The 19,107-nt window shown below is 68.7% G+C and carries 22 protein-coding genes and 1 pseudogene; 11 read left to right on the plus strand and 12 right to left on the minus strand.

Annotation, left to right across the window (positions count from 1 at the left end; translation table 11 throughout):
• The 7 genes from AB0F72_RS16290 to AB0F72_RS16320 all read right to left on the minus strand — a co-directional run bounded on the left by AB0F72_RS16290 (position 1) and on the right by AB0F72_RS16320 (position 4,881).
• A complete protein-coding gene (locus AB0F72_RS16290) occupies positions 1-351 on the minus strand; it encodes a flagellar hook-basal body complex protein FliE (protein WP_360431024.1) in 351 nt (116 codons plus the stop codon).
• A gap of 5 nt (positions 352-356) precedes the next feature.
• Complete coding sequence (locus AB0F72_RS16295; protein ID WP_360431026.1) at positions 357-749, minus strand: flagellar basal body rod C-terminal domain-containing protein; 393 nt, start codon at positions 747-749, stop codon at positions 357-359.
• 2 nt (positions 750-751) lie between these two features.
• Positions 752-1,099, minus strand: a complete 348-nt coding sequence (locus AB0F72_RS16300; RefSeq protein ID WP_360431029.1) for a flagellar basal body protein — start codon at positions 1,097-1,099, stop codon at positions 752-754.
• 175 nt (positions 1,100-1,274) lie between these two features.
• A complete protein-coding gene (locus AB0F72_RS16305; protein WP_360431032.1) occupies positions 1,275-1,610 on the minus strand; it encodes a hypothetical protein in 336 nt (111 codons plus the stop codon).
• The gene (gene fliS, locus AB0F72_RS16310) at positions 1,607-1,978 is read right to left on the minus strand and encodes a flagellar export chaperone FliS (RefSeq protein WP_360431034.1); all 372 of its coding nucleotides are present in this window, start codon (positions 1,976-1,978) and stop codon (positions 1,607-1,609) included. Before fliS ends, AB0F72_RS16305 begins: the two co-directional genes overlap by 4 nt.
• 60 nt (positions 1,979-2,038) lie before the next feature.
• Positions 2,039-3,451 (minus strand): flagellar filament capping protein FliD, encoded by a 1,413-nt coding sequence (gene fliD / locus AB0F72_RS16315; RefSeq protein WP_360431037.1) that lies wholly within the window; start codon positions 3,449-3,451, stop codon positions 2,039-2,041.
• A 191-nt stretch (positions 3,452-3,642) separates the two neighbouring features.
• Positions 3,643-4,881 (minus strand): flagellin, encoded by a 1,239-nt coding sequence (locus tag AB0F72_RS16320; RefSeq protein WP_360431040.1) that lies wholly within the window; start codon positions 4,879-4,881, stop codon positions 3,643-3,645.
• Positions 4,882-5,151: 270 nt separating this feature from the next.
• On the opposite strand from AB0F72_RS16320, the gene AB0F72_RS16325 reads away from it, so the two are divergent.
• From AB0F72_RS16325 to csrA, 5 genes are all read left to right on the plus strand, one after another.
• Positions 5,152-5,637: a flagellar protein FlgN gene (locus AB0F72_RS16325; RefSeq protein WP_014447721.1), complete on the plus strand. Its 486-nt coding sequence runs from the start codon at positions 5,152-5,154 to the stop codon at positions 5,635-5,637.
• Entirely contained in the window at positions 5,637-7,067 is a 1,431-nt protein-coding gene (flgK, locus tag AB0F72_RS16330; protein ID WP_360431043.1) for a flagellar hook-associated protein FlgK, read from the plus strand. The genes AB0F72_RS16325 and flgK overlap by 1 nt, the downstream gene beginning before the upstream one ends.
• Before the next feature lie 14 nt (positions 7,068-7,081).
• Positions 7,082-8,008, plus strand: coding sequence for a flagellin (locus AB0F72_RS16335; protein WP_360431046.1), 927 nt, complete (start codon positions 7,082-7,084; stop codon positions 8,006-8,008).
• A gap of 2 nt (positions 8,009-8,010) precedes the next feature.
• Positions 8,011-8,448: a flagellar assembly protein FliW gene (locus tag AB0F72_RS16340; RefSeq protein WP_041830310.1), complete on the plus strand. Its 438-nt coding sequence runs from the start codon at positions 8,011-8,013 to the stop codon at positions 8,446-8,448.
• A 115-nt stretch (positions 8,449-8,563) separates the two neighbouring features.
• Positions 8,564-8,806 (plus strand): carbon storage regulator CsrA, encoded by a 243-nt coding sequence (gene csrA / locus AB0F72_RS16345; protein WP_014447717.1) that lies wholly within the window; start codon positions 8,564-8,566, stop codon positions 8,804-8,806.
• A gap of 46 nt (positions 8,807-8,852) precedes the next feature.
• Here csrA and AB0F72_RS16350 read toward each other — a convergent pair whose 3' ends face one another.
• A complete protein-coding gene (locus AB0F72_RS16350; protein ID WP_360431049.1) occupies positions 8,853-9,770 on the minus strand; it encodes a peptidoglycan DD-metalloendopeptidase family protein in 918 nt (305 codons plus the stop codon).
• Between the two features lie 219 nt (positions 9,771-9,989).
• Here AB0F72_RS16350 and AB0F72_RS16355 point away from each other — a divergent pair, with 219 nt between their 5' ends.
• Both AB0F72_RS16355 and AB0F72_RS16360 read left to right on the plus strand, forming a co-directional pair.
• Entirely contained in the window at positions 9,990-10,718 is a 729-nt protein-coding gene (locus AB0F72_RS16355; protein ID WP_360431052.1) for a hydrolase, read from the plus strand.
• 73 nt (positions 10,719-10,791) lie between these two features.
• Complete coding sequence (locus AB0F72_RS16360) at positions 10,792-11,628, plus strand: SRPBCC family protein (protein ID WP_360431055.1); 837 nt, start codon at positions 10,792-10,794, stop codon at positions 11,626-11,628.
• 39 nt (positions 11,629-11,667) lie between these two features.
• Here AB0F72_RS16360 and AB0F72_RS16365 read toward each other — a convergent pair whose 3' ends face one another.
• Positions 11,668-13,137 (minus strand): PAS domain-containing sensor histidine kinase, encoded by a 1,470-nt coding sequence (locus tag AB0F72_RS16365; RefSeq protein ID WP_360431058.1) that lies wholly within the window; start codon positions 13,135-13,137, stop codon positions 11,668-11,670.
• A 76-nt stretch (positions 13,138-13,213) separates the two neighbouring features.
• The gene (locus tag AB0F72_RS16370) at positions 13,214-13,426 is read right to left on the minus strand and encodes a hypothetical protein (protein WP_360431061.1); all 213 of its coding nucleotides are present in this window, start codon (positions 13,424-13,426) and stop codon (positions 13,214-13,216) included.
• 232 nt (positions 13,427-13,658) lie between these two features.
• Here AB0F72_RS16370 and AB0F72_RS16375 point away from each other — a divergent pair, with 232 nt between their 5' ends.
• Both AB0F72_RS16375 and AB0F72_RS16380 read left to right on the plus strand, forming a co-directional pair.
• Complete coding sequence (locus AB0F72_RS16375; protein WP_360431064.1) at positions 13,659-14,864, plus strand: S8 family peptidase; 1,206 nt, start codon at positions 13,659-13,661, stop codon at positions 14,862-14,864.
• A 303-nt stretch (positions 14,865-15,167) separates the two neighbouring features.
• A complete protein-coding gene (locus AB0F72_RS16380) occupies positions 15,168-15,551 on the plus strand; it encodes a response regulator (protein ID WP_360431067.1) in 384 nt (127 codons plus the stop codon).
• A 55-nt stretch (positions 15,552-15,606) separates the two neighbouring features.
• On the opposite strand, the gene AB0F72_RS16385 is transcribed toward AB0F72_RS16380, so the two are convergent.
• Both AB0F72_RS16385 and AB0F72_RS16390 read right to left on the minus strand, forming a co-directional pair.
• Positions 15,607-16,383 (minus strand): class I SAM-dependent methyltransferase, encoded by a 777-nt coding sequence (locus AB0F72_RS16385; protein ID WP_360431070.1) that lies wholly within the window; start codon positions 16,381-16,383, stop codon positions 15,607-15,609.
• Positions 16,383-17,138, minus strand: coding sequence for an SDR family oxidoreductase (locus AB0F72_RS16390; protein WP_360431073.1), 756 nt, complete (start codon positions 17,136-17,138; stop codon positions 16,383-16,385). The genes AB0F72_RS16385 and AB0F72_RS16390 overlap by 1 nt, the downstream gene beginning before the upstream one ends.
• Before the next feature lie 45 nt (positions 17,139-17,183).
• On the opposite strand from AB0F72_RS16390, the pseudogene mshA reads away from it, so the two are divergent.
• Positions 17,184-18,576: pseudogene (gene mshA, locus AB0F72_RS16395) on the plus strand (D-inositol-3-phosphate glycosyltransferase).
• The gene (locus AB0F72_RS16400) at positions 18,570-19,052 is read left to right on the plus strand and encodes a YbjN domain-containing protein (RefSeq protein WP_360431076.1); all 483 of its coding nucleotides are present in this window, start codon (positions 18,570-18,572) and stop codon (positions 19,050-19,052) included. Before mshA ends, AB0F72_RS16400 begins: the two are co-directional and overlap by 7 nt.
• Positions 19,053-19,107 lie beyond the last annotated feature (55 nt).

Raw genomic sequence — 19,107 nt, forward strand, 5'->3', positions numbered from 1 at the left:
TCACGCCTGCATCCTCATGATCTCCTGGAACGCCTCCACGGCCTTGTTGCGGATCGCCATGGTGAGCTGGAGTCCCAGAGCGGCTTCGGTGGACGCCATCGTGTACTGGGCCGGGTCGGCCAGCGTGCCGTTCGCGACCTGCACGGCCAGATCGCTCGCCTTGGACTGGTTGGCCTGGACGTTCTCCAGGCCCTGGGCGAGCATGCCCGCGAAGTCGGCGTTCGGGCCCTTGGTGGTGGTCTCGGTGTCGTCGGAGATCCCGCCGACACCGCTGAACCCGCCCAGCCCGGAGATGCCCTCGACGCCGGAGAAGCCGCCGATGCTGCCGATACCGCCGATCGGAGAGGTCATCACGATCACTTCCCGAGGTTGATCGCGGCGGAGTACGACTCACGCGCCCGGTCCACCACCGCGAGGTTGGCCTGGTACGCGCGCTGCGCCATCATCATCTGGGCCATCTGGCTACCCAAGTCGATGTCCGGGCGCCGGACGTATCCCTCGGCGTCGGCGAGCGGGTTGTCCGGTTCGTAGGCGAGCACACCCTCGGCGCTGCCGAGCTGGATGCCGCCCACCTCGGCCCCGTTGCCGTCCTGTGCGGCACGCGCCTCGACATACCGGGCCTGGAAGGCGTTCTCCGAGGTACGGGTGGTGGTGTTGATGTTGGCGATGTTGTCGGACACCGCGTCCAGCCACTTGCGGTAGACGGTGACGCCGGTGCCGGCCACCCCGATCGCGTTGAACGTACTCATTGTCACGCCCCCTTGATGGCTTCGCGGAGCAGGCTGTACTTGCCGTCGAGCGCCCGGATGGCGAGGTTGTAGCGCATCGTCGTATCGATGTGCGACAGCGTCTCTTGATCGAGGTTGACGTTGCTCCCGTTGAGCCGTGTCGGCTCCAGTGAACTCAGCACGGACGGGGTGACGTCGCTCGGCGATCCGCCGTTGTCCATGGCGCCCTTCAGCGCTTCCTCGAACTTGACCTTACGGGCCCGGTAGCCGGGGGTCTCGATGTTGGCGATGTTGTTGGCGATGGCGGACTGCCGAGCCGCGAGGCCCGCGACAGCTACGCGCAGCGCGGACGACGAACGGTCATCGAACACGGGAACTCCTAGCCGATCCGTCTGGTCGCCGATCCATGGCTTCTCGGTGAGCAATCCGTTGCTCGTACCTTGCAGTTCGGCCTGAGCCGCGATCCGCTGAGTCCCAAGCGGTTGCTGAGAGGTTGCACACGAAAACGTCCCGGAACCCCCCTGCCGGGGTTCCGGGACGCCGTGGTCACATCGCGCAGTCGAGGTATACGGGTCGCTTTACCGCCTCACCGGTCTCGATCCGGGACGTCATCGACATCTGCTGACGGTTCGCCGTGAGCCGCCGGGCGATCTCCTCCGCCGCGGCCAGCTGCCGGGTGAGGATCTCGTCGGCCCGGGGCTTGAGCTCGAGCGGCAGCGCGCCCAGCTCGGTGGGCGGCTTCCACAGGTCGGCCGGCGGGGTCTCGGCGTGCCGATGCTCGTCGGCGAGCATCGCCTCGACCGCCTCGATGTCCATCTCGAGTTCGTTGAGGGCTTCGGTCCAGGCGTCTCGCCAGTCCACGGCCTGCGTCTCGGTGCTCATGTCGTTGTCGCCGCCTTGCGCCATGCGTCGCGCAGCGGCTCCAGCAACTTCCGGCAGCTCGCCACCCGGTCCGCGTCCCGGCTGATGTTGGCGCCGATCAGCTCGGTCAGTATGAAGCCGTACAGGTTGGCCAGGCCGGGGGCGCCGTCCCAGGCCTCCACGTCGAGCGTGGTCCGCAACTCCAGGACGATCTCCTGAGCGTGCATCACCTTCGCGCTACCGAGTTCCCGGTCGCCGTTGCGGAACGCCTCCTCACCCTGACCCAGGTCAAGGATCAGCCGGTCGTAGAGCATGGTCAGCAGCTTCGCCGGCGAAGCCGTGTTGATCGAGTCCTGCAGGTAGCGGTCGCGAAGGTTGGGCGCGGTCATGAGTCTCCTCGGGTCAAGGGCCGGTGTCTGGTCCTGCTGGCCGCGTTACATCGGGTGTTGTCAGGAAAGGCCGGACAGCTGGCCGGCGAGCCAGGTCGACTGGTTCTGCATCTTGCCGAGCGCCGTCTCCAGCGCGGCGTACTGCCGCTGCAGTGCCATCCGCCGGGCGGAGAGCCGGACATCCCAGTTGCTGACCTGCTCGTTGAGCGAGTCGATCTCGTTCTTCCGGCCGGTGATCACATCGGTCACGGTGTTGGACTGCTTCGTGACCGTCTCTTTGACCTGGTTCGCGAAGCCGATCGCGCCGCTCTGGATCCGGCTCGGGTCCTTGGCGTACTCGGCTTCGAACTTGCTGGCGGTGAAGCTGAGCTGACCGGTGGCGTCCAGCTCGATGCCGAGCTGGCTGAGCGAGCCGAAGGACACCTGCTCGGTGCTCTCCACCTCGCCGTTGGCGTCAAAGATCTTCTTGTCGTACGTCAGACCACCACTGATCATGCTGAGCATGGCCTGGTTCATCTGCCGCACGGTGAAGTCACCGGTCAGCGGTGAGCCGGTCTTCGTCTCCGCGTCGTACGCGGTCTGCGTCTTGATCTCGGTGAACGCCGCGTTGGCCGCGTCGACATAAGCCTGGATCTTGGCGGTCATCGCGCTGACGTCCGAGGCCGCGGTGACCGTGACGCCGGTCTGAACCTTGGACGCGGTGATCGTGACACCCGGCATCACGTCGGTGAACGTGTTGGTGCTGCTGGTGACCTTGTACTCGGACGGGGTGCCCGGGTTGAGCTTCAGCGAGGCGTCCCGCGACGAGCTGCTGGTGATCTCTTCGCCCGGATTCGACGGGTCCACCAGCCCGGTGATCTCGAAGCCCTGCGCGGCGCCGGTCTTGGAGCTGGTGAACTGGAGCGCCCCCTGATTCGGGCCGGTGGTGACGACGTACGCCCGGATGCCGATGTCGGCGGCGTTGACCGCGGCCGCCACCTTCGCGGCGGTCGGCGGCGTGCCCACCTCGATGACAGCGGGGTCGGTGTCGTCGGGCGTGAAGGCGTCGTTCTCGGTCAGCGGGTCGTCGTCGGTGTCGGCCCAGCCACCCTTCTGAATGGTGAACTGGGTCGGGAAGGTCTCCGAGGTCGTGTCGACCCTGAGCACCGAGGTCTGCGCGCGGGCGACCTTCTCCACGTCGAAGGTGATGGCGCCGGCCATGCTCGACACGCTGCCGGAGGCGGTGGCGGTGACCGCGTCGGAGCTGGACGTGGCCTTGACTGCCCGCCAGGTCTCCAGCCGGGCCATCGACTCGGCGGCCGACTTGACCGCCTTGAGCTTGGCGTTCACCGACTGGTAGGAGGTCACCGCGGTCTGGGCGGTCTCGACCTTGGTCTTGAGTTTGGTCTGCGGCGCCGCCTCAACCTGCATGAGCTGGTTGATCATCGACGAGGTCTGCATCCCACTGACGAGGCCGTCAACAGAAGTGCTCACGAAAACCTGCTTTCGTCCGAGGACAATTGCGCGGTGGGGGTAGCCGATTTTCTCGGCTACCCCCACCTATTCGGCCGTCTCGCGGCGAGATTCAGTTGTAGTCGGTGGCTGTTCGGTTGCGAGTGCCTCGCCTGCTGTTACGGCAGAGCTTGCTGTTACCGCAGAGCTTGCTCTTACCGCAGAGCTTGCTGTTACCGCAGCAGCGAGAGCACGCCCTGCGAGGACTGGTTCGCCTGCGCGAGCATGGACGTGCCGGCCTGGGTGAGGATCTGGTTCCGGGTGAACGAGACCATCTCCTGCGCCATGTCGGTGTCACGGATCCGGGACTCCGAGGCGGACAGGTTCTCCACCGCGGTGTTCAGGTTGTTGATGGTGTGCTCGAAGCGGTTCTGCGACGCACCGAGCTTGGCCCGCTGGTCGGAGACCGTGGTGATGGCCTTGTCGAGCGCCGTGATCGCCGCCTCCGCGCCCGACGGGACGGCGGGGTCGGTGCCGGTCGCCGCGACGCCGGCCGTGGTGAGGTCGAGACTCTTGAGGCCGAGGCTCTGCGAGTTGACGGCCGCGATGCTGATGTTCAGCTTCTCGTCGGCGTTGGCGCCGATCTGGAAGTCACCCGGCGTGGCGCCCGTGCGCGCGGTGCTCGACGAGCTCGGGTCCACGATGGTGGTGTCCGTGCCGTCGGTCTTGAAAGTCTGACCGCCGGACGCGCTCACCTCCCAGGTGATCTCCTTGGTGGTGGCGTCCATCTTCGCGCTGACGGAGATCTCGTCGCCGTTGTAGCCGTTGAGCTTCAGCGCGTCCGAGAGCTGCTTGTTCATGTCCGCGACAGCGCTGTCCATGGTCGTGTCGCCGGCCTCCGCCGGCGTGTTGACCGTCGCGGTGAGCGTCGCCTTGATGTCCAGCGAGGAGACGTCGATGCCGTTGAGCTCGTCGATCTTGATGCCGAGCGCGTCACCGTCGGCGAGCACCGCAGGGGTGGCCGTCGACACGCCCTGGGTGTTGCCGAAGGTGCCGTCGAGCAGCTTCGACTTGCCGAAGGAGGTGGTGTCGGAAACGCGGTCGATCTCCGAGCGGAGCTGGGCGAACTCCGCCTGGGCGGCGTTCTTGGCCTCGGCGTCCAGGGACGCGTTGTTGGCCTGGACCGCCAGGTCGCGCATGCGCTGCAGCATGCTGGTGGTCTCGTTCAGCGCGCCTTCAGCGGTCTGCACGACGCTGATCGCGTCCTGGGCGTTGCGGACGGCGACCTTGAGGCCACCGACCTGGGAACGCAGGCCCTCGGAGATCGAGAGGCCGGCCGCGTCGTCGGCCGCCCGGTTGATCCGGAAACCGCTGGACAGCTTCTCGAGCGACTTCGACATCTGGTTGTCGGTCACCGAGAGGTTCCGGTAGGCGTTCTGCGCGGCGATGTTCTGGTTGATGCGAAGACCCATTGAAAAACTCCTCCTTGACTGGGGTCCTGAGCGGCCCGTCCATGAGCCGTGTGTGTTACGCCTCATCCCTTCGGCCGGTCGCCGAGAGGCCATGAGCATTCTCTGAGATTTTTTCGGGCTTTTCGGGCGAACCGAAAAAGCCTGTCTTCGGGTGGGCAGGTGGGGCGATCGTCGGAAACCGCTCAGCGGCACGGCGGATGTGCCGACCTGTCCGAATGAGCGGGTCCGCCGAGGGGGTGAGCCCGACAGCGAGACGACACGGAGGTCCGGGTGAGCCTGACCGACCTGGCCAGCGTCCTGTGGCGTGCACGTGAGCTGCTGGAGATGCTGCTGTTCAAGCTTGAGGAGGAGCAGCTGCTCCTCGCCGCCAACCGGTCACGCTGGCTCAGCCACGCCACCCGCGAGGTGGAGGTTGTGCTCGACCAGATCCGGCAGACCGAGGTCATCCGTGCCGCGTACTCGCAGGAGGTCGCCGCCGAGCTCGGCCTGTCGCCGGACGCCTCCCTCGGCGAGCTCGCGGACGCGGCACCCGACCCCTGGTCGGATCTGCTGCACCAGCACCGTAAGGCGTTTTTGCTGCTGACGTCGGAGATCCGGGCCCTGGCCGACGTCAACCGTGACCTGCTCACGGCCGGGCAGCGCGCGGCTCGCGAAACCATGCTCGCGTTCGCCGAGACTGTGGAAACGTACGGGCCGCAGGGCCAGACCGTCACCGGCGGCGCTCGCCGCCCCAGCCTGGTTGATGAGGCGATCTGATGGGCAGCACATTCAGTGGACTCAATACGGCGCTGACCTCCTTGTACGCGCAGCGCCGCGGCCTGGACGTCACGGGCCAGAACATCGCCAACGCGAGCACCGAGGGCTACACCCGGCAGCGCGTGGTGATGCAATCGCAGAACGCCAATCTCGTACCGGGCGTCTACGCCACCACCACCGCGGTGGGCAGCGGCGTCACGGTCTCCTCGGTGGAGCGGCTTCGCAACACCGCTCTCGACCAGCGCAGCTACACCGAGCATGCGAACTCGGCGTACCACAACGAGCGGGCCTCGTCGTACGCGCTGATCGAGGACGCCTTCGCCGAACCCAGCGACACCGCGTTGCAGGCCCGGCTCCAGGACATGTGGGACGGCTGGAACGCGGTCTCCACCAACCCGGACAAGGCCGCGCCGAAAGCGGCGATGCTCCAGCAGGCGACCACCGTCGCGGCGACGCTCAACGACGCGTCGGCGCAGCTGAACAACCAGTACAAGGCGACCCGCGCCGGACTCGACACCTATGTCGGCGAGGTGAACAAGGCAGCTGAGACGATCGCCCGGCTGAATCAGGAGATCGTGGTGGCCACCGCGGCCGGCCTGCAGGCCAACGAGCTGCAGGACCAGCGGGGGCAGGCGGTGCTGAAGCTCTCCGAGATGGTCGGCGCCACCGCGACCGACCTGCCGAACGGCGCGGTCAGCGTCTACGTCGGCAGCGCTCCGCTGGTCGCCGAGTTCACCACCCGGCCGATCGAGATCGAGGCCGGTGGCGCGCTGCGGCTGGAGGACCTGGAGACCACCGAGGTCAATCTGCGGTTCGCCGACACCAGGTCGCCGGTCAGCGCCGGCGGCACCGTGGGCGCGTCGATGGAGATGCTGGCCCGGGGCGGAACGCTGCAGAACATGTCCGACCGGCTGGACACCGTCGCGACGAAGCTCGCGGACACGGTGAACGAAATCCATGCCCGCGGGTACAGCATCGACGGCACCGGCCCCGGCGAGGATTTCTTCGTCGCCGGTAACGCCAACCCGCTCTCCGCCGCGAACATCACGGTGGGCATCACCGACACCGACAAGCTCGCCATTTCCTCCGGCGACCCGACCCTCGACCCGGGTGGGGTGCTGGACGGCGTGATCGCCGACGAGATCTCCGAGCTCTCCACGTCGCGTACCGGCGCCGACGCCGAATATCAGTCCCTGATCGGGGATCTCGGCGTCGCGGCGCAGGCCTCGATCCGCCGGCGGGACATCCAGAACGCGGTGACCGACCAGGTGGACGCCGCCCGTGACGCGGAGTCCGGCGTGAACCTCGACGAGGAGATGACCAACCTCCTCACGTACCAGCGTGGATATGAGGCCGCGTCGCGGGTCCTCACCACGATCGACTCGATGCTCGACCAACTGATCAACCGGACCGGCCTTGTCGGCAGGTAGGGGGAGTTCCGTTCATGAGCAGTAGCCCTCGGGTCACCGAAAGCAGCGTCCGCACCAGGACGATGGCGAGCCTGCAGCGCAATCTCAGCCGTACTCAGACCGCGCAGGACCAGATCTCCAGCGGCAAGCAGCTGCATCGCCCGTCCGACTCGCCGACGGGCACGGTGACCGCCCTTCAGCTGCGCAGCGAGGTACGCGCGCAAAAAAAGTACTCGACGAACGCCGACGACGCCATGGGCCGTCTCGGAACCATGCAGGACACCCTGCAGGACGCGACGGCCCTGGTCGCCAAGGTTCGGGAACTGACCTTGGCGGCGACCAGCGCCGGCGGTGGCAGCACTCCGGAGGCCAACAAGGCGCGAGCCGCCGAGATCGAACAGATCAAAGGCACTCTGATCCAGTACGCCAACACCAAGTACCTGGATCGTCCGGTATTCGGGGGCGCCACACCGGGGAACGCCGCTTATGGATCAGCCGGGGAATACACCGGCGAAGCCGAAGGCGAAGTGCTCCGGACGATCGGCCCGAACGCCAAGGTTCGCGTCGACGTACGAGGCCCGGAGGTCTTCGGAGCGGAGACTCTGCCGGGCTCGACCGACCCCAATCCGGCGCAACTCTTCAATGTCCTGCAGGGCCTCACCGACGCCATGCGTGACGGTGACAGCGCCGGAATTACTGCTGGTCTGAAGAATCTCGATAAAGCGTCAGAGATCCTGAATTCCACGCTTTCGGAGGTAGGTGCCCGATACAATCGGGTTACCCAGATGAAGCAGTCCGCTGAGGATCGCTTGATGTCCGTGTCGTCGCAGCTCTCCGATATCGAGGATGTCGACCTGCCCAAGGCGATCATGGAATTGCAGCTCCAGCAGACCTCGTATCAGGCCGCCCTGGCCGCCACGGCCAAGGTGATCCAGCCCTCGCTCATCGATTTCCTGAGGTGACCATGACTACTCGCACCGCGTCCCGACCGATCGAGGCCACCATGACCGACCCGTCGCTTGGGTTGCCGACCATCACGATGGCGGTGCCCATGCCGGGTTTCCCGGCGCACCGGGAATTCGTTCTGGTGCGTCTCAACGACGAAGGACTGCTCTTCGCACTCACTTCCGTCGACAACCCGGAGTTGCGTTTCCTCGTCGCGCCGCCGGAGCCCTTCTTCCCGGAGTACGCGCCGGAGATCGAGAACCAGGTGTTCGCGGCGCTGAACACGAAGGACCCGGATCGTCTGCTGCTGCTCACGGTGATCACCGCCGGCACCGAGGAAACCACGGCGAATCTGCTCGCGCCCATCGTGGTGGACCGCGACTCCATGCGGGCCATGCAGGTCGTCCTCAGTGGATCGGGTTACCCGGTCCGGGCGATCATGAATCGGAAGTTCTGATCCTCCTGAACAAGGCGCGGTCGCGTTTCCTTCGCGACCGCGCCTTTGCCATGCTGTCCGTTCCATGCTCTCGAAGAGGGATGGATGGTGGAGGGGTGGATGGAGGAGGGCACCGATGCTTGTGCTGACCCGGCGGGCAGGGGAAAGCGTGATGATCGGCGACGACGTCGTCATCACGGTTCTCGAGGCCCGCGGTGACGTCATCCGGCTGGGCATCCAGGCTCCCCGGGACGTGCAGGTCCATCGCGAAGAGGTCTATCGCGAGCTGCAGGACGCCAACCGGGAGGCCGCGTCGCCGACCGAGGACGCGGTCCACGCGCTGACCCGGATGCTCGAGAAGTCCGACCCGGACGAGTGATTTCGAGGAGGCGGCGTCCCGGGCGGACGCCGCCTCCGACCGGTTCCTATCCCAGGGTCACGCCTCGGCTGCGGTAGAACGCGATCGGGTCGACAGCGTTCGCGTGGGTGGCCGGCGCCGCGTTCACGTGCACCTCGAAGTGCAGGTGCGGGCCGGACGAGGAGCCGGACGTGCCGACGTACCCCAGCAGTTGGCCCTTCTTCACCGGCTGGCCGACCGTGACGGCCGGGCGGCGGATCATGTGGCAGTACCGGGTGACGACGCCGCCGGCGTGCTGCACCTCGGCGTACCACCCGCAGCCGGAGAGAGTGCGGTTTCCGTCCACATCGCACGATCCGGCGGAGACGTTGCAGACCACCCGGATCACCGTGCCGGCGGCGGCGGCGACGATCGGGGTGTTGCGGGCCGCGGAGAGGTCGACGCCGTCGTGCGACGGGCGGGCCGTCGTGCGGAACCCGCTCACCATGCTCGCGCCGATCGGCAGCCGCCAGCTCTCGCCCTTGGTCTTCTTCGGGATGGCCGGCGCCCGTTCGGCCGGGGCCTCGGCCGGCGTCTTCGCGGGGGCGCACCTCGGGATGCCGGTGCTGGGACGCACCACGTAGGCGTCCGAGACGTAGGAGCCGTTCGCCAGGTGATCCCAGAGGTTCGTGGTCCGTACCGTGCCGGTGACCTGCTGCGCCGCGACCTGGCAGAGAATCCAGACCGTCTTGCCGTTCGCGACCGAGCCGACCCGCTCGGCACTCGGCGACGGCGAGCGGCGCATGTTCAGAGGCGTGCTGCCGGTCTTCGCGCTGCCGGTCACGACGGTGACCTTGGCCTTGACCTTGGCCTTGGCCTTGGCGACCGTGGCTTTGGCAACCGTGGCCTTGGCGGCCGCGGCGGCGGGCGCGGCAGCGGCCGGGGTCAGGAGACTCGCCAGGACGGCGGCAGCGAGCACGGTACGGCCGCGATGTCGGACCTTCATGCGTTCCCTTCCTGCGCACGCGGGCGCGTGCGCGCGGTCGGGAAGAGCCTGCCCGGGTACGGGTACCGGCCCGGGTACCCGACAAGTGCGACTCGGTTGCCGGGCCGGTGGCCGACGACGCACCTCACCTGCACCGGCCGCTGACCCGGCCGACAACATCGCTCCCGCACTCTCATCGCAGACGGGAAGAACCCCGTCCTTGAAACGCGGGGAGCAAGCGTGGTGGTAGAGCGCGAGTCAGTCGTCGCCGGCGCACTGGATCTGACGGTGGATGCCCACGTGCACACCGGCTTCGCGTCCGGCCGGGACGCGGTCGGCGTGGTGGTCTCGGCTGCCGACCGGGCCGGCCTGCGTGCGCTGACCTTCGCTGATCAGGCCGGACCGGACACCGGTTGGCTCACCGCGTACGCCGATGCGGTCCGCCGGGCCCGGCACCGCACCGAGCTGACGCTGCGGGTGGCCGCCGAGGTCGAGGTGATCCGCCCGGACGGCTGGCTGGCCCTGCCGTCCGACCTGGCTCAGCTGGACGCCCTCTCGGTCGCGGTCTCCGCGCTGCCGGTCGGCGGCGAGCTGCTGGACGCCCGGCTGGTGCGGTTCGCTCTCGACGAGCGCACGCTCACCCCCGAGCAGGTCGCCGAGCAGCTCGTCGAGACCACGATCAAGGGCATCGAGCGGGCGTCCCGGTACGTTCCGGCGCAGCTGGCCCGTCCGCTGGCGCTGCTGGCCCAGGCCGGCGTCGACGACAGCGCGGTGAGCCCGGAGATGGTCGCCGCGCTGGCGAGCGCCTGCCGGACCACCGGGACGGTCGTGGAGATCAGCGAGGCGTGGCGCAGCCCGTCCGCGCACATGGTGAACGCGCTGCGCGACGCCGCCGTGACGCTCGTTCCCGCGAGTGACGCCCGGTACGCCGCCGAGGTGGGCCGCTGGCAGTACCTGCGTCGCGTCTGAGTAAAACTGAACACGACTAGTGCTCGTCTCCGTACGCTCTGTCATGCCAGCACTTCAGCATGGGAGAGTTGCGATGAGCATGGTTCAGCAGGCGATCGAGGTCAGTGCACCGGTCCACACGGTGTACGAACAACTCGCGGCGTTCGAGAACTACCCGCGTTTCATGACCGGTGTCCGGCAGGTGACGGCGATCGGCGCCGACCAGACCCACTGGATCATGGACGTGGACGGGAAGCGGCGCGAGTTCGACGCCCAGATCATCGAGCGATCGCCGGACGAACGGGTCTCGTGGTCGACGATGGAAGGGCCGCTGCTCGCCGAGACGCTCACACTGCGGCCGATGGGCGAGACCAAGACCCAGATCGTCGCGCAACTGGAGGCGGACATCGCGTTCCTGATGCCGAGCGATCGGCACGGTCAGGAGTCGCTGAACCGCCGGCTCAAGGCCGACCTCACCACGTTCAAGGGACTGGTCGAGAGCGGCGTTCTGGGCGGCCGCCCGATTCCGACCGGCGCCAGCACCAAGCAGATGACCGGACGCTCGTTCCTGGGCAACGCGGCCACGGCGAACCCCGCGTCGCCGGCCTCGGTGGCCCAGCGCATCCGTAACCGCAACGCGGCTCAGCCGGCGCCCAGCCCCGGCGCGGGATGGGACACCGGCGCGGCCGACCTCGGCAACGCCGACCCGACCGGCACCCGGCTCACCGACAACCCGCTGCACAACACACCGACCTCGGCGGACATGGGTGGGTTCCGGGCCGCGTCGCAGGAGACCGGCGGTGGCCGGCGGGTCGCCGGGCCGGGCCCGCTGAGCGGCGGGGTGGCCGGCAGCGCGCGGATGGGCGGCCGGACCAGCAAGTCAGACATGTGGGGTGACGGGATGATAAATGAGGAAGAACGCGGCAGTTAGCGTCACGCAGCGGAGGCCGGCCCCTGGGCCGGCCTTTTGCTATGCCGGGGCTCGTTCCAGGGTCACCACCAGGCGGGCGCCCTGCGGCGTGGTGTGCTCGTAGCGCACCGAGCCGCCGTTCGCCTCGACCAGGTGCCGGACGATGAAGAGGCCCAGGCCGGCGCCCCGGATGAACCGGCCGAAGATCCCGGGCAGCACGTCGTCCGGAATGCCGGGGCCGCTGTCCTGCACGACCAGTAACACCCCGTCGGCGTACCGATCGGCCCGGACCAGGACCGGCGGAGAGCCGTGGGTCAGCGCGTTCTTGAGCAGGTTCTCCACGACGACGGTCAGATGCCCGCGGTCGGCCAGCGCGGTCAGGTCCTCGTCGATCGCGATCTCGACGCCCCGATCGCCGGCCATCGCGGCGCTGACCGTGCGGACCACTTCGAGCAGCGGCACCGGCGCCCGCCGGGTGGTGACCGAGCCGGTGTCCAGGCGGAAGAGCAGCTGCAGGTCGTTCATCATCTTGACCAGCCGCCGGGTGTTCTTGTCGATCTTCGTGGCGAGTTCCAGGCGGACGTCGTCCGGCAGGTCCGCCCAGTCCGCGGAGAGCAGCTCGGCGAGGCTCGCGATCGAGCTGATCGGCTGCGCCACGTCGTGGGTCAGCATCGAGGTCAGGTCGTTCTTGAAGGCGAGTGCCGCGGCGAGCTGGGCGTTGCCCCGCTCGAGCTCGGCGGCGTGCTCGGTGAGCGCGTCCTCGGCGTGCTTGCGGTCGGCGATGTCGACGCAGGTGGCGACGTACCCGAGGGTTGCTCCGGCGGCGTCCGGGATGGCGGCCATCGTGGCCAGCACCGGCACGGCGGTGCCGTCGGCCCGGGGAATCGTCCAGTCGCCGCCGGATCCGGGCGGAGGCAGCGGCGGCGGATCGCGGGCCACGTCGTCGTCGGGGTATCCGGTCAGCTCGCGCCAGCGGCGGTTCACGTCGATGACCCGGTAGTTGGCGTCCAGCACCATCACTGCCTCGTTCATCGACTGCAGCAGGGAACGGGCGAAATCGTCCTGATCGCGCGGCGCGGCCGCGGCGGCCGTCGCGGCCGCGACGGGGGCGTCGGCGGGCGCGGGTTTCGCGGCGTCGTCATCACGGGGCTCGGCCGTGGCGGGGGCGTCGGCGGGCGTGGGCTTCGTGGCGTCGTCCGAGGACCGGAACAGGATCGCGCCGGCGATCAGCGCGGAGAGCAGAGCGGCCGCCGTCGCGGCCGGGAAGTCGCTGGCTCCGGCGGTCGCGAGGGCGGCGGCGGCCAGTGCGAGCAGCGCGACGAGAACGGTGCGGAGCCGGTGGGCGCGGCCACCGGAAGCCGGAATCATCTGGACGAAGAGTGCGATACCGGCCGGAACAAGCGCGACCGCCGGAGTGGGCAGGAGCCCCTCCGGCGGTGCGCCATCGTCGAGCGTGCGCGTATCCAGGGCGCCGAGAACGGCGACCGTGAGTCCGGCGCACCCGGCGATCAGCCGGGACAGCCTGCCCACGCCATGCGCAGCGATATGCACATATACCCCCAAGACGTGAGGGAAAGAGCATAACGCGGCGAACCTGTGCAGGCGGTTACTTACCCGCCCAGCCGAAGCCCTCCTCGATGCGAATCTTGCGTCCGATCCGGCGGATGTCCGAGTCGTACCGGTTGGCGTGGTGGCCGCAGAACGCCAGGTCACCGCCGCTGGCCAGCTCGACCTCCAGCTTGGCGGCCGCACCGCAGCGATCGCAGCGGTCGGTGAGCTCGCCTACGGTGTCGATCTCGGGCGACAGCAGAGTGGTCATATCGCTCTCCTTGCTGAGGTGGCGTGCAGCGGTCCTGACAGCAGGATTGTTCGGCCCGCCGCACGGTCGGCTTAGAGGTTCCCGGTGTGATCCGGCCGATCGGAATCGGCCCGGACCGCGGCAACTGCGGCGCACCCCGGCGCGAACCGGAAGTGCTCTCTTCTCTGGTCACCATTTCCCTCAAGTGCTTACGGCATGCCCCCGGGCCGGAGCGAGACCGAGAGGATCACGCATGTTCGGTACCGCCGGCCGCCGGGCCGCACGTCTCATCGCCGCCGCGACAGTTACCTTTTTCGGACTCACCGCGCCCGCCTCGGCCGCACCCGCTTCTCCGGTGCCGGGCACGCCGGTCGGGGTCATCTCCGGAGCCGGGGTGGCGGGGGCGGTCCCCGGCAGCTACATCGTGGTCGTGAAGCCCGAGGCCGGCCCGGTTCCGTCGGTTGCCCGCGCCCTGGCCCGGAAGTACGGCGGAACGGTCGGCGCGAACTACCTCTCGACCGTACGCGGATTCCAGCTCCGAGCGACCGCGTTCCAGGCGGCTCGTCTCGCCGCCGACCCCTCCGTGGGGTACGTCGAGCAGGACGCCCTCATGACTGCCACGGCTACCGCGGCGACCCCGTGGGGACTGGACCGGATCGACCAGCGCACCGCGAAGCTCTCCGGCACCTACCGCTCCTCGTCCGCCGCGGACGTCACCGCGTACGTGATCGACACCGGGATCCGGGTCGCGCACGACGAGTTCGGCGGCCGGGCCCGGAACGGCTGGGACTTCATCGGCGACGACCGGGTCGCCGAGGACTGCAACGGTCACGGCACCCACGTCGCCGGCACCCTCGGCGGCGCGACGTACGGCGTCGCCAAGGACGTCCGGCTGGTCGCGCTCAAGGTGCTCGGCTGCAACGGCTCCGGCAAGTTCTCCGACTTCATCGCGGCCGTCGACTGGGTGACCGCGAACGCGAAGCTGCCCGCCGCGGCCAACATGAGCCTCGGCGGTCCGGTCAGCAAGACGCTCGACGCGGCAGTCAACCGGTCCATCGCCAAGGGCGTGACGTACGTGATCGCCGGCGGCAACGAGAACCGGAACGCTTGCAAGTCGTCGCCCGGCGGCACTCCCGACGCGATCACCGTCGGTGCGGTGGACAAGGCCGACAAGCGGGCCAAGTTCTCGAACTACGGCTCTTGCCTTGATCTGTTCGCGCCGGGCGTGAACATCAAGTCGGCCGGCAAGGGCTCGGACAGCGCGGTCAAGACGATGAGCGGCACCTCGATGGCGGCGCCGCACGCGGCAGGTGCGGTCGCGCTGGTGCTCGGCACGCATCCCGACTGGACGCCTCGTCAGGTGCGCGCAGACCTGGTCGGCAATTCCGTCTCGGGGCTGGTCCGCAGCCCGGGTTCCGGTTCGCCGAACAGGATGCTTTACACGGGTCACCTCAGCTGATCCAGGAGGGCGGCTTCGGCGACTGGACATTCGACGGGACCAGGACATCCGACGGGCCGGGACATGTTGACGAACCGGGACATGTTGACGACGCAAGTCAACAGGGAGCAGTCAACAGGTTCGTGTTGACGCGTCCAGTCAACAGATCAAGTCGACCAATCAAGTCGACAGGCCAACTCAACGGGAGCAGTCAGCAGATTCGTGTTGACGCGTCCAGTCGAACGAGCGCGGTTGGCAAAGCGCCGTACATCAGGCTCCCCGGCCGATAGCGTGAGGATCGACCCCAGCCCCGAGGAGGAACGAATGTCCGAGGCGCCGGTCGCCGAGAAGCCGACCGTCCTGGTCGTCGACGACGAAGAGGATCTGCGCGACATCATGCGCCGCATGCTGGAGCGCCGTGGGTACGCGACGCTGGTGGCCGGTGATCACGAGGAGGCCATCTCGGTCTGCCGTGACCATCCGGAGATCGCGGCCCTGGTCACCGACCTCACCCTGCCCGGTATCGGCGGCGGTGAGCTGGCCGGCGCCGTCGGTGATCTCCGGCCGGGTCTGGGCGTTGTCTTCATCTCCGGGCTGCCGAAGGACATCGCCGTCACGAAAGGCCTGGTCGGCGAGGACGCGCTGCTGGTGAAGAAGCCGTTCACCGCGGACGCCCTGCTGGCGGCACTGAAGACGGTCCTGACCTAGAGACTCACGCCGAGCCGCGACCCACGCCGAGCCGCGACTCACGCCGAGCCCGGACTCACACCGAGCCGGGCCAGGGCAGTGTCAGCTCACCCAGCCGCCACCGGCCCGGCCCGTCGAGCACCGGCCACCCCTCGGCACGCATCCGCCGGACCGTGGCGAGCCATCGCTGCCGCGGCCCGAACGGGGTGGCCTCGGTCTCCCACGCGCGACCGAGCGCCCGCAGCAACTCGTGCACCGGATGACCCGGCACGTTGTGGTGGATCAGCGCCTTGGGCAGGCGCTCCGCGAAGACCTCCGGATGCTCCAGCGACGCCAGCCGGGCCGAGAGGGTCAGCGTGCGCGGCGTGCCGGCTTCGACAACCGCCCAGGTGGCGATCCGGCCCAACTCGTCGCAGGTGCCCTCGATCAGCAACGCGCCGCCGGCGGTCATCGTCTGCCAGGCGGCGGTCACCTCCTCCTCGGCGTACTGGCGCAGCACGTTGAACGCGCGCACCACGTCGGGATTCAGCCCGGCCAGCTCGAATCCGCCCCGGCGGAACTGGAGGTGCGGCGGATCCGCGAACGGCTGAGCGTCCGTCACCCGTACCGGATCGATCTCCAAACCGATCACCGTGACGTCAGCGCGCACGGCGGCCGCCAAGCGGCCGCGGAGCTCGACCGCGGTGACCGGGGTCGCGCCGTAGCCCAGGTCGACGACGAGTGGCTGCGCCGCTTCGATCAAAATCGGACCGCACCGGTACGCCAGGAAGTTGTCGACGCGACGCAACCGGTTGGGATTGGTCGTCCCCCGGGTGATCGCGCCGACCGGCCTCCGCGGTGGCGGAAACGCCACTACTTCTCCCGGTGCACCTTGTGCTGGGCGGCCTGCGCGATCGGCCGCACCACCAGCCGGTCGATGTTGACGTGGTGCGGGCGGGTCGCCGCGAACGCGACGATGTCCGCGATGTCGTCGGCCACCAGTGGCTCCTTGACCCCGGCATAGACGGCTTCGGCCTTGTCCTGGTCGCCGCCGAAGCGGTTCAGGGCGAATTCGTCGGTGCGGACCATCCCCGGGTCGATCTCCACGACCCGGACCGGCTTCCCGGAGAGTTCCAGACGCAGCGTCCCGACCAGGGCGGTCTGCGCGTGCTTGGCCGCCGTGTACCCGCCGCCACCTTCGTAGACCACGAACGACGCGGTCGAGCCGATCGTCACGATCGTGCCCGCCCCGCTCGCCTCCAGCGCGGGCAGCAGCGCCTTGGTGACCCGGAGGGTGCCGAGCACGTTCACGTCGTACATCCACTGCCAGTCGGCGACCGAGCCGTCCGCCACGTAGTCGCCGCCGCGGGCGCCGCCCGCGTTGTTGACCAGCAGGGTGAGCGGGCCGCCGAGGCCGGCCACCGTCTCGGCCAGCCGGGCCACCGAGTCGTCCGACGTCACGTCGCAGCTGACGGCTGTCGCGTTCGGGCCGATCTCGGCGACCAGCTCGTCCAGCCGATCGGTCCGCCGTGCCACGGCGGCCACATGGAATCCCTCGGTGGCGAGGCGGCGTGCGGTGGCGGCGCCGATGCCGCTGGAGGCCCCGGTGACGACTGCGATGTTCTGCATGAACCGATCTTCCCCCAATGACTTGGATCACCCTCGCTCGGCTGCATGGTGGTTCACGCTCCGCCGATGGGGAAGATGAACGTTGGCGCAACAAGTTTTCACACCGTTCTCAGGGCACGAAGCGGAGGGAGCCAACGTGGTTGAGCTGAGAATGCCCGGCTCGCGACCCGCCCCCCGCCGGATTGCCACACTTTCGGTGCACACGTCCCCGCTGGAGCAGCCGGGCACCGGCGACGCCGGTGGGATGAATGTGTACATAGTGGAGTCCTCGAAACGCCTGGCGGCGCGCGGTGTCGAGGTCGAGATCTTCACCCGGGCCACCGCAAGCGGGCTGCCCCCGCTGGTCGAGATGTCACCGGGAGTGTTCGTCCGGCACGTCACCGCCGGCCCGTTCGAGGGTCTCGACAAGGAGGAGCTGCCGTCGCAGCTCTGCGCCTTCGCGAACGGCGTGCTGCGGGCCGAGGCGGCACACCCGCCCGGCTACTACGACCTGATCCACTCGCATTACTGGCTCTCCGGCCAGGTGGGCTGGCTCGCGCGGGAACGCTGGGGTGTGCCGCACGTGCACACCGCGCACACCCTCGCCAAGGTGAAGAACAAGTTCATCGCTGCCGGCGACCGCCCGGAGCCGAGGGCCCGGCTGATCGGCGAGGAGCAGGTCGTCGCCGAATCCGATCGGCTGGTCGCGAACACGCGTTTCGAGGCACAGGATCTGATCGGCCACTACGACGCCGACCCGGACCGGGTCAGCGTTGTGCAGCCCGGCGTCGACCTGCAGCGGTTCCGGCCCGGCAGCGCCGATCGGGCCCGGTTCGGCCTTCCCGAGCGCGGCCGGATCATCGCCTTCGTCGGACGGATCCAGCCGCTCAAGGCACCCGACGTGCTGATCTCCGCGCTCGCCGCGATGCGCGAGCGCGGCGTAGAGGACGTCACAGTGGTGATCTGCGGCGGGCCCAGCGGCAGCGGCCTGGATCGGCCGTCCTCGCTGATCGAGCTGGCGTCCTCGCTCGGCGTCTCCGACTCGGTGGTGTTCCTGCCGCCGCAGACCGGTGACGGCCTGGCCGCGCTCTACCGGGCTGCCGACCTGGTCGCGGTGCCGTCGTACAACGAGTCGTTCGGGCTGGTGGCGCTCGAGGCGCAGGCCTGCGGCACCCCGGTCGTGGCGGCGGCGGTCGGTGGCCTCGTCACGGCGGTCCGCGACGGGATCAGCGGTGTGCTCGTCGACGGGCACGATCCCGGGGACTGGGCGCGTGTGCTGGAACGGCTCCTCGACGCGCCCGCGTTCCGGCACCGGCTGGCCGCCGGGGCGGTCGCCCACGCCTCCCAGTTCTCCTGGGATCGCACTGCGGACAACCTGTTGCGGGTCTACCGTGACGCGGTGACCGAACACCGGGCGCTGATCGCGGCACGGCTGGAGGGGGCGACGTACGCATGGTGACGAAGCTGATCGAGCAGGTGCTCACCGACCGCGAGCTGGAGTGGGAGGCGACCGGCGACTCGTCCTATGTGGTCACGCTGCCCGGCGTCCACAAGCTCAAGACCGCCTGCAACCTGATCGTCGGTGAGCACTCGCTGCGGATCGAGGCGTTCGTGATGCGCCACCCGGACGAGCGCCACGAGGACCTCTGGGCCTGGATGCTGCGGCGCAACGCCCGGATGTACGGCGTCGCGTTCTCGATCGACGCCGCCGGCGACGTCTACCTCACCGGCAGGGTCTCGCTGAAGGGCCTGGACGCCGACGAGCTGGACCGGATCCTCGGGTCGGTGCTCACCTACGCCGACGAGTCGTTCGACACGATGCTGGAGATCGGCTTCGGCTCGTCGATCCGCCGCGAGTGGGAGTGGCGGATCAAGCGCGGCGAGTCCGTCGCCAACCTCCAGGCCTTCAAGCATCTGGCGGAGGGCCAGAGCTAGTCTGCCGTACGTGGCGTTCCCGGCCGGGCAATCGGGGCCGGGAGTGGTGCCGCAA

The sequence above is a fragment of the Actinoplanes sp. NPDC023936 genome (genome assembly GCF_040639325.1).
GTDB lineage: Bacteria > Actinomycetota > Actinomycetes > Mycobacteriales > Micromonosporaceae > Actinoplanes.

Bases quoted from the DNA above. Each gene is read 5' to 3' on its own strand.
- fliS (WP_360431034.1), bottom strand. From the start codon at position 1,978: ATGACCGCGCCCAACCTTCGCGACCGCTACCTGCAGGACTCGATCAAC.
- AB0F72_RS16380 (WP_360431067.1), top strand. From the start codon at position 15,168: ATGTCCGAGGCGCCGGTCGCCGAGAAGCCGACCGTCCTGGTCGTCGAC.
- AB0F72_RS16375 (WP_360431064.1), top strand. From the start codon at position 13,659: ATGTTCGGTACCGCCGGCCGCCGGGCCGCACGTCTCATCGCCGCCGCG.
- AB0F72_RS16350 (WP_360431049.1), bottom strand. From the start codon at position 9,770: ATGAAGGTCCGACATCGCGGCCGTACCGTGCTCGCTGCCGCCGTCCTG.
- csrA (WP_014447717.1), top strand. From the start codon at position 8,564: ATGCTTGTGCTGACCCGGCGGGCAGGGGAAAGCGTGATGATCGGCGAC.
- flgK (WP_360431043.1), top strand. From the start codon at position 5,637: ATGGGCAGCACATTCAGTGGACTCAATACGGCGCTGACCTCCTTGTAC.
- AB0F72_RS16370 (WP_360431061.1), bottom strand. From the start codon at position 13,426: ATGACCACTCTGCTGTCGCCCGAGATCGACACCGTAGGCGAGCTCACC.
- AB0F72_RS16335 (WP_360431046.1), top strand. From the start codon at position 7,082: ATGAGCAGTAGCCCTCGGGTCACCGAAAGCAGCGTCCGCACCAGGACG.
- AB0F72_RS16390 (WP_360431073.1), bottom strand. From the start codon at position 17,138: ATGCAGAACATCGCAGTCGTCACCGGGGCCTCCAGCGGCATCGGCGCC.
- AB0F72_RS16290 (WP_360431024.1), bottom strand. From the start codon at position 351: ATGACCTCTCCGATCGGCGGTATCGGCAGCATCGGCGGCTTCTCCGGC.
- AB0F72_RS16340 (WP_041830310.1), top strand. From the start codon at position 8,011: ATGACTACTCGCACCGCGTCCCGACCGATCGAGGCCACCATGACCGAC.
- AB0F72_RS16320 (WP_360431040.1), bottom strand. From the start codon at position 4,881: ATGGGTCTTCGCATCAACCAGAACATCGCCGCGCAGAACGCCTACCGG.
- AB0F72_RS16295 (WP_360431026.1), bottom strand. From the start codon at position 749: ATGAGTACGTTCAACGCGATCGGGGTGGCCGGCACCGGCGTCACCGTC.
- AB0F72_RS16360 (WP_360431055.1), top strand. From the start codon at position 10,792: ATGAGCATGGTTCAGCAGGCGATCGAGGTCAGTGCACCGGTCCACACG.
- AB0F72_RS16400 (WP_360431076.1), top strand. From the start codon at position 18,570: ATGGTGACGAAGCTGATCGAGCAGGTGCTCACCGACCGCGAGCTGGAG.
- AB0F72_RS16305 (WP_360431032.1), bottom strand. From the start codon at position 1,610: ATGAGCACCGAGACGCAGGCCGTGGACTGGCGAGACGCCTGGACCGAA.